The sequence below is a fragment of the Pseudomonas sp. S11P7 genome, from assembly GCF_023195435.1.
GTDB lineage: Bacteria > Pseudomonadota > Gammaproteobacteria > Pseudomonadales > Pseudomonadaceae > Aquipseudomonas > Aquipseudomonas fluorescens_G.
Map to the genome: position 1 here is coordinate 5,769,532 of NZ_JALPKS020000002.1, position 13,679 is coordinate 5,783,210.

Annotated in this window: 15 protein-coding genes; 4 read left to right on the plus strand and 11 right to left on the minus strand. The window is 60.0% G+C overall.

Annotation, left to right across the window (positions count from 1 at the left end):
• Positions 1-7: 7 nt before the first annotated feature.
• The 4 genes from M0746_RS26340 to exbB form a co-directional block, all read right to left on the minus strand.
• Positions 8-937, minus strand: a complete 930-nt coding sequence (locus tag M0746_RS26340; protein ID WP_090287545.1) for a hydrogen peroxide-inducible genes activator — start codon at positions 935-937, stop codon at positions 8-10.
• A 277-nt stretch (positions 938-1,214) separates the two neighbouring features.
• Positions 1,215-1,961, minus strand: coding sequence for a TonB family protein (locus tag M0746_RS26345; protein WP_090287542.1), 747 nt, complete (start codon positions 1,959-1,961; stop codon positions 1,215-1,217).
• Entirely contained in the window at positions 1,958-2,386 is a 429-nt protein-coding gene (gene exbD, locus M0746_RS26350) for a TonB system transport protein ExbD (RefSeq protein WP_090287539.1), read from the minus strand. The genes M0746_RS26345 and exbD overlap by 4 nt, the downstream gene beginning before the upstream one ends.
• A 6-nt stretch (positions 2,387-2,392) precedes the next feature.
• Positions 2,393-3,346, minus strand: coding sequence for a tonB-system energizer ExbB (gene exbB, locus M0746_RS26355; protein ID WP_258451164.1), 954 nt, complete (start codon positions 3,344-3,346; stop codon positions 2,393-2,395).
• A 188-nt stretch (positions 3,347-3,534) separates the two neighbouring features.
• On the opposite strand from exbB, the gene M0746_RS26360 reads away from it, so the two are divergent.
• On the plus strand, positions 3,535-4,392 hold the full coding sequence (locus tag M0746_RS26360) for an SDR family oxidoreductase (protein WP_258451165.1): 858 nt from the start codon (positions 3,535-3,537) through the stop codon (positions 4,390-4,392).
• A gap of 138 nt (positions 4,393-4,530) precedes the next feature.
• Here the strand turns inward: M0746_RS26360 and M0746_RS26365 are convergent, their stop codons facing one another.
• The 6 genes from M0746_RS26365 to M0746_RS26390 all read right to left on the minus strand — a co-directional run bounded on the left by M0746_RS26365 (position 4,531) and on the right by M0746_RS26390 (position 9,834).
• Positions 4,531-5,271 carry a hypothetical protein gene (locus tag M0746_RS26365; RefSeq protein ID WP_258451166.1) on the minus strand — a complete coding sequence of 247 codons (741 nt, stop codon included), beginning with the start codon at positions 5,269-5,271 and terminating at the stop codon, positions 4,531-4,533.
• Between the two features lie 66 nt (positions 5,272-5,337).
• Positions 5,338-5,718, minus strand: a complete 381-nt coding sequence (locus tag M0746_RS26370; protein WP_003229509.1) for a RidA family protein — start codon at positions 5,716-5,718, stop codon at positions 5,338-5,340.
• Between the two features lie 24 nt (positions 5,719-5,742).
• Positions 5,743-7,848 (minus strand): bifunctional GTP diphosphokinase/guanosine-3',5'-bis pyrophosphate 3'-pyrophosphohydrolase, encoded by a 2,106-nt coding sequence (spoT, locus tag M0746_RS26375; RefSeq protein WP_007920338.1) that lies wholly within the window; start codon positions 7,846-7,848, stop codon positions 5,743-5,745.
• A gap of 57 nt (positions 7,849-7,905) precedes the next feature.
• On the minus strand, positions 7,906-8,169 hold the full coding sequence (rpoZ, locus tag M0746_RS26380) for a DNA-directed RNA polymerase subunit omega (protein ID WP_008030604.1): 264 nt from the start codon (positions 8,167-8,169) through the stop codon (positions 7,906-7,908).
• A 168-nt stretch (positions 8,170-8,337) separates the two neighbouring features.
• Positions 8,338-8,958, minus strand: a complete 621-nt coding sequence (gmk, locus tag M0746_RS26385; RefSeq protein ID WP_039757364.1) for a guanylate kinase — start codon at positions 8,956-8,958, stop codon at positions 8,338-8,340.
• A 12-nt stretch (positions 8,959-8,970) separates the two neighbouring features.
• Positions 8,971-9,834 carry a YicC/YloC family endoribonuclease gene (locus M0746_RS26390; RefSeq protein ID WP_208939251.1) on the minus strand — a complete coding sequence of 288 codons (864 nt, stop codon included), beginning with the start codon at positions 9,832-9,834 and terminating at the stop codon, positions 8,971-8,973.
• A 270-nt stretch (positions 9,835-10,104) separates the two neighbouring features.
• Here M0746_RS26390 and rph point away from each other — a divergent pair, with 270 nt between their 5' ends.
• The 3 genes from rph to gltS all read left to right on the plus strand — a co-directional run bounded on the left by rph (position 10,105) and on the right by gltS (position 12,799).
• Complete coding sequence (rph, locus tag M0746_RS26395; protein WP_090287527.1) at positions 10,105-10,827, plus strand: ribonuclease PH; 723 nt, start codon at positions 10,105-10,107, stop codon at positions 10,825-10,827.
• A gap of 28 nt (positions 10,828-10,855) precedes the next feature.
• The gene (locus M0746_RS26400) at positions 10,856-11,224 is read left to right on the plus strand and encodes a DUF4870 domain-containing protein (RefSeq protein ID WP_208939252.1); all 369 of its coding nucleotides are present in this window, start codon (positions 10,856-10,858) and stop codon (positions 11,222-11,224) included.
• Between the two features lie 366 nt (positions 11,225-11,590).
• Complete coding sequence (gene gltS / locus M0746_RS26405; protein ID WP_258451167.1) at positions 11,591-12,799, plus strand: sodium/glutamate symporter; 1,209 nt, start codon at positions 11,591-11,593, stop codon at positions 12,797-12,799.
• A 73-nt stretch (positions 12,800-12,872) separates the two neighbouring features.
• On the opposite strand, the gene M0746_RS26410 is transcribed toward gltS, so the two are convergent.
• The gene (locus M0746_RS26410; protein ID WP_007920349.1) at positions 12,873-13,652 is read right to left on the minus strand and encodes an exodeoxyribonuclease III; all 780 of its coding nucleotides are present in this window, start codon (positions 13,650-13,652) and stop codon (positions 12,873-12,875) included.
• Between the last annotated feature and the right edge of the window lie 27 nt (positions 13,653-13,679).

Consider the following 13,679-nt stretch of genomic DNA (forward strand, 5'->3'; position numbering starts at 1 on the left):
CCCTGGCTTAACCGGCCGTGACCGGCGCGGCAGGCTTGGCCACCGAGCACAGGCGAATGGAGTCGGCGAGGATCTCGATGGCTTTCGGCCGTGGGAAGCTCGCGCGCCAGGCGATCGCCACGGTGCGGAACGGCACCGGCGCGGTCAGCGGACGGACTTCGATCACACCCGGGGCGTAGTGATGGCTGTCCACTGCCGACAGCGGCAGGATCGAGATGCCCAGGCCGGAGGCGACCATGTGCCGAATGGTCTCCAGCGAGCTGGATTCGACTGTGGTGTGCTTGGCGCCGTCGTTGCCCTTGGTCAGGGTCGGGCAGGCTTCGAGCACCTGATCGCGGAAGCAGTGGCCTTCGCCGAGCAGCAATAGGCTCTTGTCGTTGAGCAGGCCGGCGTCGATGGTTTCTTTTTTGGTCCACGGGTGCTGGGCCGGCATCAGGACGTAGAACGGCTCGTCGTACAGCGGCAGGGTCAGCACGTCGGCTTCGTTGAACGGCAAAGCGATAATGATCGCGTCGAGCTCGCCGTTGCGCAGTTTGTCGCGCAGCACGTGGGTGAAGTTTTCTTCGATGTACAACGGCATCTGCGGGGCGACCCGGTGCAGTTGCGGAATCAGGTGCGGGAACAGGTACGGGCCGACGGTGTAGATGGCGCCGACTTTCAGCGGTGCGGTCAGCTGGTTCTTGCCGGCCTGGGCCAGTTCGCGGATGCCTTGGGCCTGCTCAAGCACTTTCTGCGCCTGGGCGACGATGCCTTCGCCGACCGGGGTCAGGCGCACGGCGCTTTTGCTGCGCTCGAAAATCAGCACACCGAGTTCGTCTTCAAGTTTCTTCACGCCCACCGACAGCGTCGGCTGGCTGACGTGGCAACGCTCGGCTGCGTGGCCGAAATGCTGCTCTTGGGCGAGGGTAACGATGTAGCGTAATTCTGTGAGGGTCATAGCAAGCGTCCATGAAGATGCGCGCCAAGCATACCGGCTGCAATCGATAGACGCACGTTATCAGACTGAGGGCTGAGTGCGACACCGGGCGATGTCGGTTTGCCGCAGGGAGATACGATAAAGGCACCTTTCGGTGCCTTTTGGCTTGGTTCTCTCGGCTGGCGAAGAACCTTGTGGGAGCTGGCTTGCCAGCGATTGCGGTGGGTCAGCTAATAAAGCCTTCTCTGACACACCGCTATCGCTGGCAAGCCAGCTCCCACAGGTATTGCGATGTTGCTTAGCGGCGGCGTTCGAGCGAATAAACAAACGGCGCAACAATTTCGATCGAGCCGTTGTTGAGCATGTCGGCCGGTGGCTTGGGCAGCGGTTGCGCGCGGCGGATCATGTCCAGGGTGGCCCGGTCCAGATCGGCGTTGCCGGAGCGACCCACCAGCTCGAACGACAACACGTTACCTTCGCCATCAACGACAAAGCGCAGACGGTTCAAGCCTTCCTTGCCCCGTGCCTGTGCGCTTTGCGGGTATTTCTTGTACTTCTGCAAATGCGCGAGCAGGGTGCCTTGCCAACTGGCCTTGGCCGCCAGTTGTGCTGGCGACGGGCCCGGTGCCGGCTGGGCGGATTTCTCCGTCGGCGCCTGGGTCGGTTGGGTATCGGCCGGCTTTTCCTCGGAAGGTTTTTCCTTCGGCGGGTCAGGCAGCTTCTTCTCGACCGGCTTCGGCGGTTTGGGCTTTGGCTTCGGCTTGGGTTTCGGTACCGCGATTTCCGCTTTCGGTGCTTCGGCCAGTTTCGGCATCGGCAGCTCTTCCACCGGCGCCGGTGGTTGTGGCGGTGTGACGACTTTTGGCGGAGCCGGCGGTGGCGGGGCGGGCACTGGTGCCAGCTCGACCATCATTGCCTGTGGCGGCAATTCGATGGGCGGGCGAGTGGTCCAGTTCAGCGCCAGCGCGATGGCCAGCGCATGCACGCCCAGCACCACGGCCAGGCTACCGCTGTAACGCGTCAGCTTATGGCGCGTGTTGATCATTTCTTGGCTGCCGTCTCGAGACCGACCAGACCGACCTTCAGGTAACCGGCAGCGCGCAGGTTATCCATCACGCTCATCAGGTCACCGTAATCCACGCCTTTGTCGGCCTGGAAGAAGATGGTGGTGTCTTTCTTGCCCTGGGTCTTGGCGTCGAGCGTGGCGCCGAGTGCTTCGGCTTTCACTTCGTCGTCGCCGAGGAACAGGCGCTGGTCAGCTTTCACGCTGAGAAACACCGGTTTCTCTGGCCGCGGCGCCGGTTTGGCGGTCGAGGCGGGCAGGTCGACTTTGATGTCCACGGTGGCCAGCGGCGCGGCCACCATGAAGATGATCAACAGCACCAGCATCACGTCGATGAACGGCGTGACGTTGATTTCGTGGTTCTCGGCCAGATCGTCGTCTGCGCCTTCTTTCAAATGCAGGCCCATGGCCGATTACCCCACTTTGACCATGTGCGGCTGCGAGCTGCGCTCAGGCTGGTGGTCGAGGTCGCGGCTGACCAGCAGCAGGACTTCTGCCGACGCATCGGACACCTGCGCCTTGTAACCGGCGATGGAGCGGGCGAAGACGTTGTAGATCACCACCGCCGGAATCGCGGCAACCAGACCCAACGCCGTGGCCAGCAGCGCTTCAGCGATACCCGGGGCAACGACGGCAAGGTTGGTGGTCTGGGTTTTGGCGATGCCGATGAACGAGTTCATGATGCCCCACACGGTACCGAACAGGCCGACGAACGGTGCGGTGGAACCGATGGTGGCGAGTACGCCGGTGCCGCTGCTCATGTTGCGACCGCAGGCCGCGACCAGACGCTCGAGGCGGAAGCTCACGCGTTCCTTGATGCCTTCTTTTTCGCGGCTGTTGGCCGACAGGCGCATTTCTTCGAGGGCGTCGTGCACCAGCAGATTGGCGAGGGTGCCTTCTTTGCCAGCGGTGGCGCTGGCTTCTTTAAGGGTGGTGGCTTTTTTCAGTGCGGCAATTTCGCCACGCAGACGACGCTTGGCGCCCATCAGCTCGAAGCCTTTGGCGATCCAGATGGTCCAGGTGATGATCGACGCGATGGCCAGACCGATCATCACGATTTTCACGATGATGTCGGCGTTCTGGTACATGCCCCATGGCGACAGGTCGTGGGCCATGCCCAGGCTGTTGTCGGCTTCGAGAACTTCAGGTGCGTCGACGGCTTGCACGCTCTGCACCGGATCGGTGGCAGCCGGTGCAGCGGGCGCGGCGGCCGCTGCGTTCTGCTCGGTAGCGGCTGGCGCGGCCGGGGCCTGGGCGTCGGCGAACGCGGCGGGCGGCGCCAGCATCAGGCTGAGCAACAGAGCCGCCACCGCGCTCCAGGCGCGAGGTCGATTGGTTGGCGAAGCGGGAGTTTGATTACGTGTCATGCTGGCCGGACCTGAGATTGAAAAACGGTAATGCTCTTCCAGGCCTCGTGAGGCCGAGAACAAAAGTGACGTGCATTATTGCAAGTAATTCTTGTTAACAAAAGTAATAGAGTATCTTTTTTTCCTTCATTGCTAGCCGTTCGTCCTCCGCCGACGCTAGTCTGTGCCTTTCCGATGGGAGTTTTCTGATGTCCGCGCCTTCTGTTTTGATTGCCGGTTGTGGTGATGTCGGCAGTCGTCTGGCCACGCAACTATTGGCTGCCGGCTGGGACGTTTATGGTCTTCGGCGCAATGTTGCGCGCCTGCCGGACGGCGTTATTGGCGTCGCCGGCGACCTGTTCAGTGAAGAATGCCCGGCGAACTGGCCGGTCGGCGCTATCGATTACGTGGTCTATTGCGCCGCGGCGACTGACCATGACGAAGAGGGATATCGCAAGGCCTACGTGCAGGGTCTGCAGAACGTGCTCGGTTGGCTGAATGACTACGGGCAAGCGCCGGAACGCCTGGTTTTCGTCTCCAGTAGCAGCGTTTACGGGCAGCAGGGCGGGGAGTGGGTCGATGAGACCTCAGAGACTGTCGCGGCCGGTTATTCCGGGCGGTTGATGCTCGAAGCCGAACAGGTCGCGCTCAGCAGCGGTATTCCGGCCAGCGTTCTGCGTCTGACCGGCATTTACGGCCCGGGCCGTGAGTGGCTGCTGACCCAAGTGCGTCGCGGTTACCGCGTGGCGGTCGAGCCGCCGCTGTATGGCAACCGGATTCACGCTGATGACGCGGCGGGGCTGCTGGCGTTTTTGCTGGAAAAAGACCGGCAGGGCGTGAAGCTTGATCAGTTGTATATCGGCGTCGACGATGCGCCAGCGCCGCTAGCCGAAGTCGTGGGCTGGTTGCGCGAATATCTGGGTGTGACTGAATGGGCGGACGACGCCAGTGTGCGGCGCACCGGCAGCAAACGTTGCAGCAATGCGCGGGTTAAGGCATTGGGTTGGCTGCCGACTTACCCAACCTACCGCGAAGGCTACGCAGCGATTCTTGAAGGGAAATGCTGACTTCCTGACCACACAAAACAACTGTAGGAGTGAGCCTGCTCGCGATAGCGGCGCAATAGACACCTCAATGTCGACTGATACACCGCTATCGCGAGCAGGCTCACTCCTACAGGGGGATTCCTGGGAATTCAGAGACGGTTACTGCTTCTCCAGCAACCACTTGCGCTCACCCGCGGCAAATTGGGGTTGTTCATCCGCCAGCGCAGCATTCACTGCCTGCAGAATCTCCAGCTCATTGCCTTTGCGCACAAAGATCCAGTTGTTGCCCTGGCCATTGAGCTGCAGCCACATGCTGTCGTTGCCGTTGCTCATCGACGCGCAATCTCCCGCCAGGCACAAGGCATAGCGGTCGGCGCCCGGCAGGCCGGTGACCTGGCCATCCGCCTGAAACTGCACAGTGGCGCCTTCGCCCTCACCGCTGACGATTTTCCAGTTGCCGCCCATGTACGCCGAATACAGTGCGCGTTCGAAGCTGGCACCAATCGGTGCGCCTTCCGGGACCGGAATCTGCGCGCGGTCGAACAGCTGTTCCGGTTCGTTATCGCTGGCTGCTTGCTGCAGATGATTGCCGTCGCGTTTCAGCTCGCTCGCAGAGCTGCCATAAAAGTCGACTTTCCAGGCGCCGGACTCTTCGCCCAGCAGCCGTCCTTCGACGTTTTCAAAACCGTTGGTGTAGCGGGCCTGACCGGCCTTGGTGTTGACGTCCCATTCCAGATTCGGGCCATAGGCCTGAAGCGCTTCGCGCAGGGGACCGCCCTTGGCGGCGGCATCGATCGCCACCTGATTGATCCAGGTGCCGCTGATATCGCGGTCGGCAGGGTCGCTGGCGCAGCCGCCGAGGAGCAGGGCGAGCAGCGAGAGAGCTAGCGCTTTGCGCATGGTGGAATCCTTTCAAAGCCTTTTCTTGCGGCAGTCGGCGCGGCATTGAAGGCCGCGCCGTGCGCATCACTCGATGACCAGAATGGCATCCATTTCAACCTGCGAACCCTTTGGCAGGGCTGCCACGCCGATAGCGGCGCGTGCCGGGTACGGCTGGTCGAAGTACTTGCCCATGATCTCATTGACCTTGGCGAAGTGGCTCAGGTCGGTGAGGAAGATGTTCAGCTTGACGATGTCCTTGAACGAACCACCGGCGGCCTCGGCCACTGCTTTGAGGTTCTCGAAGACCTGAACGGTCTGGGCTTCGAAGCCTTCGACCAGTTCCATGGTTTTCGGGTCCAGCGGGATCTGGCCCGACATGTACACGGTGTTGCCTGCCTTGATGGCCTGGGAGTAAGTACCGATGGCGGCCGGGGCCTTGTCGCTGGTGATGACGGTTTTGGTCATGTAGGACTCCTTGTAATAGGCAGGTTATGCACGCATGCGGGTGATGCGGATCACTCCGGTCAAGGCGCGCAGTTTCTTGATCACACGGGCCAGGTGCACACGGTCGTGGACGCTGACCACCAACTGCACGACGCTGATGCGACCATCGCGTTCGTCCATGCTGATTTTTTCGATATTGCCGTCAGCCGCGTTGACGCTGCTGGCCAGCAGGGCGATCAGGCCGCGCTGGTGCTCCAGCTCGACACGCAGTTCAACGTTGAATTCGCCGGTGACATCCTTGGCCCAAGAGAGCTGGATGCATTTTTCCGGGTTGTGCCGGATTTCGCTGATGTTGCGGCAGTTGTCCAGGTGCACGACCATGCCTTTGCCCGCCGACAGGTGGCCGACAATCGGGTCGCCCGGGATCGGTGTGCAGCATTTCGCGTAACTGAGTACCAGACCTTCGGTGCCGCGAATCGCCAGCGGGCCTTCCGGGCTTGGCAGTTGCTCGCCTTCGCCCAGCAGGCGGCGGGCGACCACATAGGCCATGCGATTGCCCAGGCCGATGTCTTCGAGCAGGTCTTCGATCAGTTCGAGGCGGTACTCGGTGAGCATCGCCTTGACGCGTTCGGCCGGAATCTTCTCCAGCGAGCTGTCGAAACCGTTGAGGACCTTGTTCAGCAGGCGTTCGCCAAGGCTGATGGACTCGGAGCGGCGCTGCAGTTTCAGCGCGTGGCGAATGTGCGTGCGCGCCTTGCCGGTGACCACGAAGTTGAGCCACGCCGGGTTCGGCCGGGCGCCGGGGGCGCTGACAATCTCGACCGTGGAGCCGCTTTGCAGCGGTTCGGACAGCGGTGCGAGACGGCGGTTGATCCGGCAGGCGATGCAGCTGTTGCCGACGTCGGTGTGCACCGCGTAGGCAAAGTCGACTGCGGTGGAGCCTTTCGGCAGCTCCATGATCCGGCCCTTGGGCGTAAACACGTAGACCTCGTCCGGGAACAGGTCGATTTTTACGCTTTCGATGAATTCCAGCGAGTTGCCGGCGCGCTGCTGCATTTCCAGCACGCCTTTGACCCACTGGCGGGCGCGGGCATGAGTGCCTTTCGGCTGTTCATCACCGCTGGATTTGTACAGCCAATGGGCGGCGATGCCGTTGTTGGCCATCTCTTCCATTTCACGGGTGCGGATCTGGATTTCGATCGGTACGCCGTGCATGCCGAACAGCGTAGTGTGCAGCGACTGGTAGCCGTTGGCCTTGGGGATTGCGATGTAATCCTTGAAGCGCCCCGGCAACGGTTTGTACAAATTATGCACAGCACCTAGCACGCGGTAGCAGGTATCGACCTTGTCGACGATGATCCGGAACGCGTAGACGTCCATGATCTCGTTGAAGGCCCGACGCTTGCCGCGCATTTTCTTGTAGATGCCATAGAGGTGTTTCTGGCGACCGCTGACTTCGCCCTGGATGCCGTCGATAGCGAGGCAATGACCAAGGGATTCTTCGATCTTGTTGACGATTTCCTTGCGGTTGCCCCGTGCGCGCTTGACCGCCTGGTAGATCCGCGCGGAACGCATCGGGTGCATGGCCTTGAAGCCGAGATCTTCGAATTCGATACGGATCGCGTGCATGCCCAGGCGGTTGGCAATGGGCGCGTAGATTTCGAGGGTTTCCTTGGCGATGCGCCGGCGCTTTTCCCCGGACAGCACTTCCAGCGTGCGCATGTTGTGCAGGCGGTCGGCGAGCTTGACCAGGATCACGCGAATGTCGCGCGCCATGGCCATGGCCATTTTCTGGAAGTTTTCCGCCTGGGCTTCGGCCTTGGTCTCGAAATTCATCTGGGTCAGTTTGCTGACCCCGTCGACCAGTTCGGCCACGGTTTCACCGAACTGCGCTTGCAGCGCCTCTTTGGCGATGCCGGTATCTTCGATCACGTCATGCAGCATCGCGGCCATCAGGCTCTGATGGTCCATGTGCATGTCGGCCAGAATATTCGCCACCGCAAGAGGATGGGTGACGTACGCCTCGCCGCTGCGACGGCGCTGACCGTCATGGGCTTGTTCGGCGTAGAAATACGCTCGGCGGACCAGGTTGACCTGGTCGTTGCCGAGGTAGGTCGATAAGCGATCGGCGAGGGCGTCTATGCTCGGCATGATAAATCCTGCCGCAAGCTGTGATCCCGCGCCGTGCTACGTCGACCAGGCATAGGCTTAGACGGCCTCGTTGGACTCGTCCTCGAACGCTGCGAACAGCGGTTCATCCTGGACGATTTCCTGCTCGGCGATGAACTCGTAGCTCATCAGGCCTTCAGCAATTTCACGCAGCGCGACAACAGTCGGCTTGTCGTTTTCCCACTGAACCAGTGGCTCTTTGCCGCCGGTGGCCAGTTGACGGGCACGCTTGGTAGAGAGCATGACCAGCTCAAAGCGGTTTTCCACGTGTTCTAGGCAGTCTTCAACGGTTACGCGGGCCATGGTATTCCTCGGAGCGAATGCAATATGCGCGCTGCCCGAATGGGCAAGCGGACTCAGCAGTTTAAAAAATCACCAGCGATTAGGGAAGCGCTGATTTTTTGACCAAGCCCTTCAACGCGCTGCAAGCACCAATGTAAAGCGCTTGCAGGCATTTTGGAAAGGGCTGTTTTAACCGAGCAGTTCGGCCAGCAATTTGCCGAAACGCACCTGCTGGCGTTTTTGTTGCAGCTGATTGGCGCGGAAAATCGCTTTCAGATCGTCCAGCGCGTGGGCGAAATCATCGTTGATGATCAGATAATCGTAATCGACGTAGTGGCTCATCTCGCTGACCGCTTCGCGCATCCGCCCGTCGATGATCTCGTCACTGTCCTGGCCGCGGTTGGTCAAGCGCTGGTGCAGGGCTTGCAGCGATGGCGGCAGAATGAAGATCGAACGTGCCTGGGGCATCAGCTTGCGCACTTGCTCGGCGCCTTGCCAGTCGATTTCCAGGATCAGGTCATGGCCTTCGTCCAGTGTCTGCTGCAGGCGACTTTGCGAAGTGCCGTAGAAGTTGCCGAAGACTTCGGCGCGTTCAAGGAAGTCACCGTGTTCGCCCATTTTCACGAACTCTTCGCGGGTCACGAAGTGATAGTTCACGCCGTCCACTTCGCCCGGGCGCATAGCGCGGGTGGTGTGGGAGACGGAAACGCGAATCTCCGGGTCAGCGTCGGTCAAGGCCTTGACCAGGCTGCTCTTGCCCGCGCCCGATGGCGCGGAAATGATGTACAGGGTGCCGGTGTGTTGGGTCATGTCGGGGTAGCCTTACTCAATGTTCTGCACTTGTTCGCGCATCTGCTCGATCAACACTTTGAGGTTGACGGCGGCCTGGGTGCTGCGCGGGTCGAAGGCTTTGGAGCCCAGTGTGTTGGCTTCGCGGTTGAGCTCCTGCATCAGGAAGTCGAGGCGCCGCCCGGCGGCGCCCCCGGACTTGAGCACCCGGCGCACTTCGATAATGTGAGTGCTCAGGCGATCCAGTTCTTCGGCGACGTCGCTTTTTTGCGCGAGCAGGACCATTTCCTGTTCCAGGCGCTGCGGATCCAGCTCGGCCTTCATGTCGGCGAAGCGGTCGAGGACCTTCTGGCGCTGGGTGGCGAGCATTTGCGGGACCAGCTCGCGCAGGGTCACGACGTCTTCTTCAATGGAGGTCAGGCGATCATTGATCAAGCGGGCCAGCTCCGCGCCTTCGCGCTCGCGGCCGGCCTTCAATTCTTTCAAGCCTAGATTGAACAGCGCCAGGGCTTCAGCGTTCAGCGCTTGTGGATCCGTCGCATCACCCACCAGCACGCCGGGCCAGGCCAGCACTTCCAAGGGGTTCAGTGCAGCGGGGTTGCTGATCAAGCCGGCGATGGTTTCGGCAGCGGCGACCAGTTGCGCCGCGCGCTCGCGGTCGACCTGCAGCGCCTTGCCAGTGCTTTCTTCAGTGAACCGCAGGGTGCATTCGAGCTTGCCCCGCGACAGACCTTGACGCAACGCTTCGCGCACGGCGCCTTCGAGGTCGCGAAACGACTCCGGCAGACGCAGGTGCGGTTCCAGATAGCGGCTGTTGACCGAGCGCAGTTCCCAGCTCAGGGTGCCCTGGGCGCCGGCTTTCTCGACGCGGGCGAAGGCGGTCATGCTGTGCACCATGGCGGTGACCTCGCAATGCAGATCGGCGCAGCAGGGATGTTCCGCAGGCGCGATATCAATGAATGTAAGCCGACTGGCAGCAAAGGCGCAGGATTGTAGCGCAGTGCAGCGAATGCGCCCAAACACACGGTGTGACAAAGCGCTGCAGCCCGTCGGTAACGTGCGTTTCACAACCTTCACCGGTCGCCCCGGCTTTTTAACCAGTGCCCAGGCGCGGTGCACCGCTCTATAATGCGCGGTAGTTTTCCGTCCTCAGTACAGGTATTCCCTATGAAACGTCCAAGTGGTCGCGCTGCCGATCAGCTCCGCTCGATCCGCATTACCCGCAACTACACCAAACACGCCGAAGGATCGGTGCTGGTCGAATTCGGTGATACCAAAGTCATCTGCACCGTCAGCGTCGAAAACGGCGTGCCGCGGTTTCTCAAAGGTCAGGGCCAGGGCTGGCTGACCGCTGAATACGGCATGCTGCCGCGCGCCACCGGCGAGCGTAACCAGCGTGAAGCGAGCCGCGGCAAGCAGGGTGGCCGCACCCTGGAAATCCAGCGTCTGATCGGCCGCTCCCTGCGCGCGGCGCTGGACATGTCCAAGCTGGGCGACGTCACCCTGTACGTCGACTGCGATGTTATCCAGGCTGACGGCGGCACCCGCACGGCATCGATCACCGGCGCCATGGTTGCGCTGGTCGATGCACTGAAAGTGATCAAGAAACGTGGCGGCCTCAAAGGCGGTGATCCGCTCAAGCAGATGATCGGCGCGGTATCGGTCGGCATGTATCAGGGCGAGGCGGTGCTGGATCTGGACTATCTTGAAGATTCCGCTGCCGAGACCGATCTGAACGTGGTAATGACCAGCACCGGTGGTTTCATCGAGGTTCAGGGCACCGCTGAAGGCGCGCCGTTCCAGCCTGAAGATTTGAATGCCATGCTGGAACTGGCGAAGAAAGGCATGAACGAGATTTTCGAACTGCAAAAAGCCGCATTGGCCGACTGAGCCAATTCACAGCCGCAAGGAGGACGCGATGAGTGACAAGCAAGACGTGCTGCCCAAACCGAGTCAGGAGATTCGCCAGTGGGCGATGTTTTGTCACTTGTCCAGCTTTCTGGGTAGCGTATTTCCCTTTGGAAGTCTGCTCGGCCCGCTGATCCTCTGGCAGATGAAGCGTGAGACTGACCCGTTTATCGATGCGCAGGGTAAGGAATCGCTGAATTTTCAGATCACCATGACCATTGCCATGCTCATCTGTGTGGGGCTAATGGTGGTGCTGATCGGGTATGTTTTGATTGTTCCGGTGGTGATTTGCGCGTTGGTCATGCCGATCATCGCTGCGGTGAAGGCCAATAAGGGATTTCCCTACCGTTATCCATTCACCTGGCGGCTGATCAAATAACGGCCCGCTAGGGCACCAAATAAAAAAGCCCCGACCTGTCGGGGCTTTTTTTGCAATTCAATAAAGTGTTTTCTGTTGTAGGAATAGTCTGTTGTCGATTTACGGTCGAGTATTTATTTATGAATATTTAATTGCTACATTTTTAGTCACAACTGTATAAGCAAGTGTTTATCTATGTGCTTGTTATTGGTGCTGGCTGATTGTTAAAGTTGCGCGGTGTAATGTTTCATTTGAAACATTTCGATATGTTCAAGCCATTGAAGGCTCTTGAATTTTCCAGTAATCAGTGTTGATAAAATCAGCCGGTTCACGAGTCGAGCCCAGGTACACGCTCGCCTCCTGAATACATAGCCAAGAATAATCCACATGATTCAGCTCGATTTCTACGGCACGCTCGTGGCCGCTTCATTAGTGTTACTGCTGGGGCGCGGACTTGTTACGCGTGTCGGCTTTTTACGAAGTTACAATATTCCCGAACCGGTGGCGGGCGGTCTGGTCGTCGCCGTGCTGTTATTGATACTGCGCACGTTTGATATTGAAGTGCGCTTTGATACTTCCCTGCAAACGCCGCTGATGTTGGCGTTCTTCGCGACAATTGGCTTGAGTGCCGACCTCGCCAGCCTGAAAAAGGGTGGCCGCGTTGTCGGCATATTCCTGCTGGCAGTTATCGGCTTGCTGGTGGTGCAGAACGCGATGGGTATCGGATTGGCAACCCTGCTCGGACTTGATCCTCTGATGGGCTTGCTGACCGGTTCGATCACCCTGGCGGGCGGGCATGGCACGGGTGCTGCCTGGGGAACGGTGTTCAGCGAAAAGTATGGGCTGGCATCTGCCTCGGAACTGGCGCTGGCCTCGGCGACGTTCGGTCTGGTCCTCGGCGGACTGATCGGCGGGCCGGTTGCGCGCTTGCTGATCAAGCGTGTGCAAGTGCCGGGCTGCAATCAGGAAAAAGCTCCGCGACTGCCAAAAGGCTTTGAGCAGCCGAACAAGGAGCGCTCGATCACGCCGTTTTCATTCGTTGAGACTTTGGCGTTGATTGCCGTCAGCCTGTTGGCTGGCAACCTGTTGAACGGCGTGCTGCAGGGCACTGCCTTCGAGCTGCCGACGTTTGTCTGCGTGCTGTTCGTGGGCGTCGTGTTGCGCAATGGTCTGTCGGCACTGGGCTTGTATCAGGTGTTCGAGCGCGAAGTCTCAGTGCTCGGCAACGTCAGCCTTTCGCTGTTTCTGGCCATTGCTCTGATGTCGCTGAAGTTGTGGGATCTGGCGGCGCTGGCTTTGCCGATCTTTATCATTCTCGCTGTGCAGGCGCTGGTCATGGCGCTGTTCGCGATTTTTGTGACATTCCGGGTGATGGGTAGCAACTACGATGCCGCCGTACTGGCTGCGGGGCATTGCGGTTTCGGATTGGGTGCCACGCCTACGGCCATCGCCAACATGCAGGCGGTGACGCAGCGCTATGGGCCGTCGCAGATTGCCTTTCTGGTGGTGCCGATGGTCGGAGCGTTCTTCATTGACATCATCAATGTCATCGTGATCAAGCTGTACCTGGCCTTGCCGTTGTTCGCCGCTGTCTAGGCCGCGTCTTTGTTCGAGACAAAAAAATGCCCGCATCTGACGATGCGGGCATTTTCTGGCGGCGATCCGACGCTTAGATGGTCAGCGTCCAGTCGTAGTCGACGATCAGCGGCGCGTGCTGCGAGAACCGCGGCTGACGCGGCAGGCGCGCGCTGCGTACGAAGCGCCGCAGACCTGGCGTCAGGATCTGATAATCGAAGCGCCAGCCCAGATTGAGCATCTCGGCCTGTTCGTTATCCGGCCACCAGCTGTACTGATCGCCCTCGCGGCTGACTTCGCGCAACGCATCGACATAGCCCATGTTGCCGACAATCTCGTCCATCCAGGCCCGTTCCGGCGCCAGGAAGCCTGGAGACTGCTGGCTGTCGCGCCAGTTCTTGATGTCGAGCTTCTGCTGCGCCACGTACAGCGAGCCACAATAAATGTACTCGCGACGTTTGCGCCGCTGTTTGTCCAGGTACTTGCCGAAGTCGTCCATGAGCTTGAACTTCTGGTTCAAGTCCTCATCGCCGTTCATCCCCGAAGGAAGCAGCAAGGTGGCAATACTGACTTTGTCGAAATCTGCTTGCAGGTAGCGCCCGTAGCGGTCGGCCGTCTCGAAACCGAGACCGCTGATGACAGCCTTCGGTTGCAACCGCGAATACAAAGCCACGCCGCCTTGGGCAGGGACTTCAGCATCGCAGGCATAAAGGAAGTAGCCATCCAGTTGGAAGGCTGGGTCGTCCAGTTCAAAGGCGGAGGCACGGGTGTCCTGCAGGCAGATGACGTCGGCATTCTGTGCTTGCAGCCAACTGAGCAAACCGCGCTCGACTGCCGCCTGAATACCATTGACGTTCACACTGATGATCCGCATAAATGGCCCCAAAAATCGCGTGCGTGT

Excerpts from the sequence above, each read along its gene's own strand:
- M0746_RS26390 (WP_208939251.1), bottom strand. The coding sequence starts at position 9,834 with ATGGTGCACAGCATGACCGCCTTCGCCCGCGTCGAGAAAGCCGGCGCC.
- M0746_RS26410 (WP_007920349.1), bottom strand. The coding sequence starts at position 13,652 with ATGCGGATCATCAGTGTGAACGTCAATGGTATTCAGGCGGCAGTCGAG.
- M0746_RS26370 (WP_003229509.1), bottom strand. The coding sequence starts at position 5,718 with ATGACCAAAACCGTCATCACCAGCGACAAGGCCCCGGCCGCCATCGGT.
- exbD (WP_090287539.1), bottom strand. The coding sequence starts at position 2,386 with ATGGGCCTGCATTTGAAAGAAGGCGCAGACGACGATCTGGCCGAGAAC.
- M0746_RS26360 (WP_258451165.1), top strand. The coding sequence starts at position 3,535 with ATGTCCGCGCCTTCTGTTTTGATTGCCGGTTGTGGTGATGTCGGCAGT.
- gmk (WP_039757364.1), bottom strand. The coding sequence starts at position 8,958 with ATGACCCAACACACCGGCACCCTGTACATCATTTCCGCGCCATCGGGC.
- exbB (WP_258451164.1), bottom strand. The coding sequence starts at position 3,346 with ATGACACGTAATCAAACTCCCGCTTCGCCAACCAATCGACCTCGCGCC.
- M0746_RS26345 (WP_090287542.1), bottom strand. The coding sequence starts at position 1,961 with ATGATCAACACGCGCCATAAGCTGACGCGTTACAGCGGTAGCCTGGCC.
- spoT (WP_007920338.1), bottom strand. The coding sequence starts at position 7,848 with ATGCCGAGCATAGACGCCCTCGCCGATCGCTTATCGACCTACCTCGGC.
- M0746_RS26365 (WP_258451166.1), bottom strand. The coding sequence starts at position 5,271 with ATGCGCAAAGCGCTAGCTCTCTCGCTGCTCGCCCTGCTCCTCGGCGGC.
- rph (WP_090287527.1), top strand. The coding sequence starts at position 10,105 with ATGAAACGTCCAAGTGGTCGCGCTGCCGATCAGCTCCGCTCGATCCGC.
- rpoZ (WP_008030604.1), bottom strand. The coding sequence starts at position 8,169 with ATGGCCCGCGTAACCGTTGAAGACTGCCTAGAACACGTGGAAAACCGC.
- M0746_RS26340 (WP_090287545.1), bottom strand. The coding sequence starts at position 937 with ATGACCCTCACAGAATTACGCTACATCGTTACCCTCGCCCAAGAGCAG.
- M0746_RS26400 (WP_208939252.1), top strand. The coding sequence starts at position 10,856 with ATGAGTGACAAGCAAGACGTGCTGCCCAAACCGAGTCAGGAGATTCGC.
- gltS (WP_258451167.1), top strand. The coding sequence starts at position 11,591 with ATGATTCAGCTCGATTTCTACGGCACGCTCGTGGCCGCTTCATTAGTG.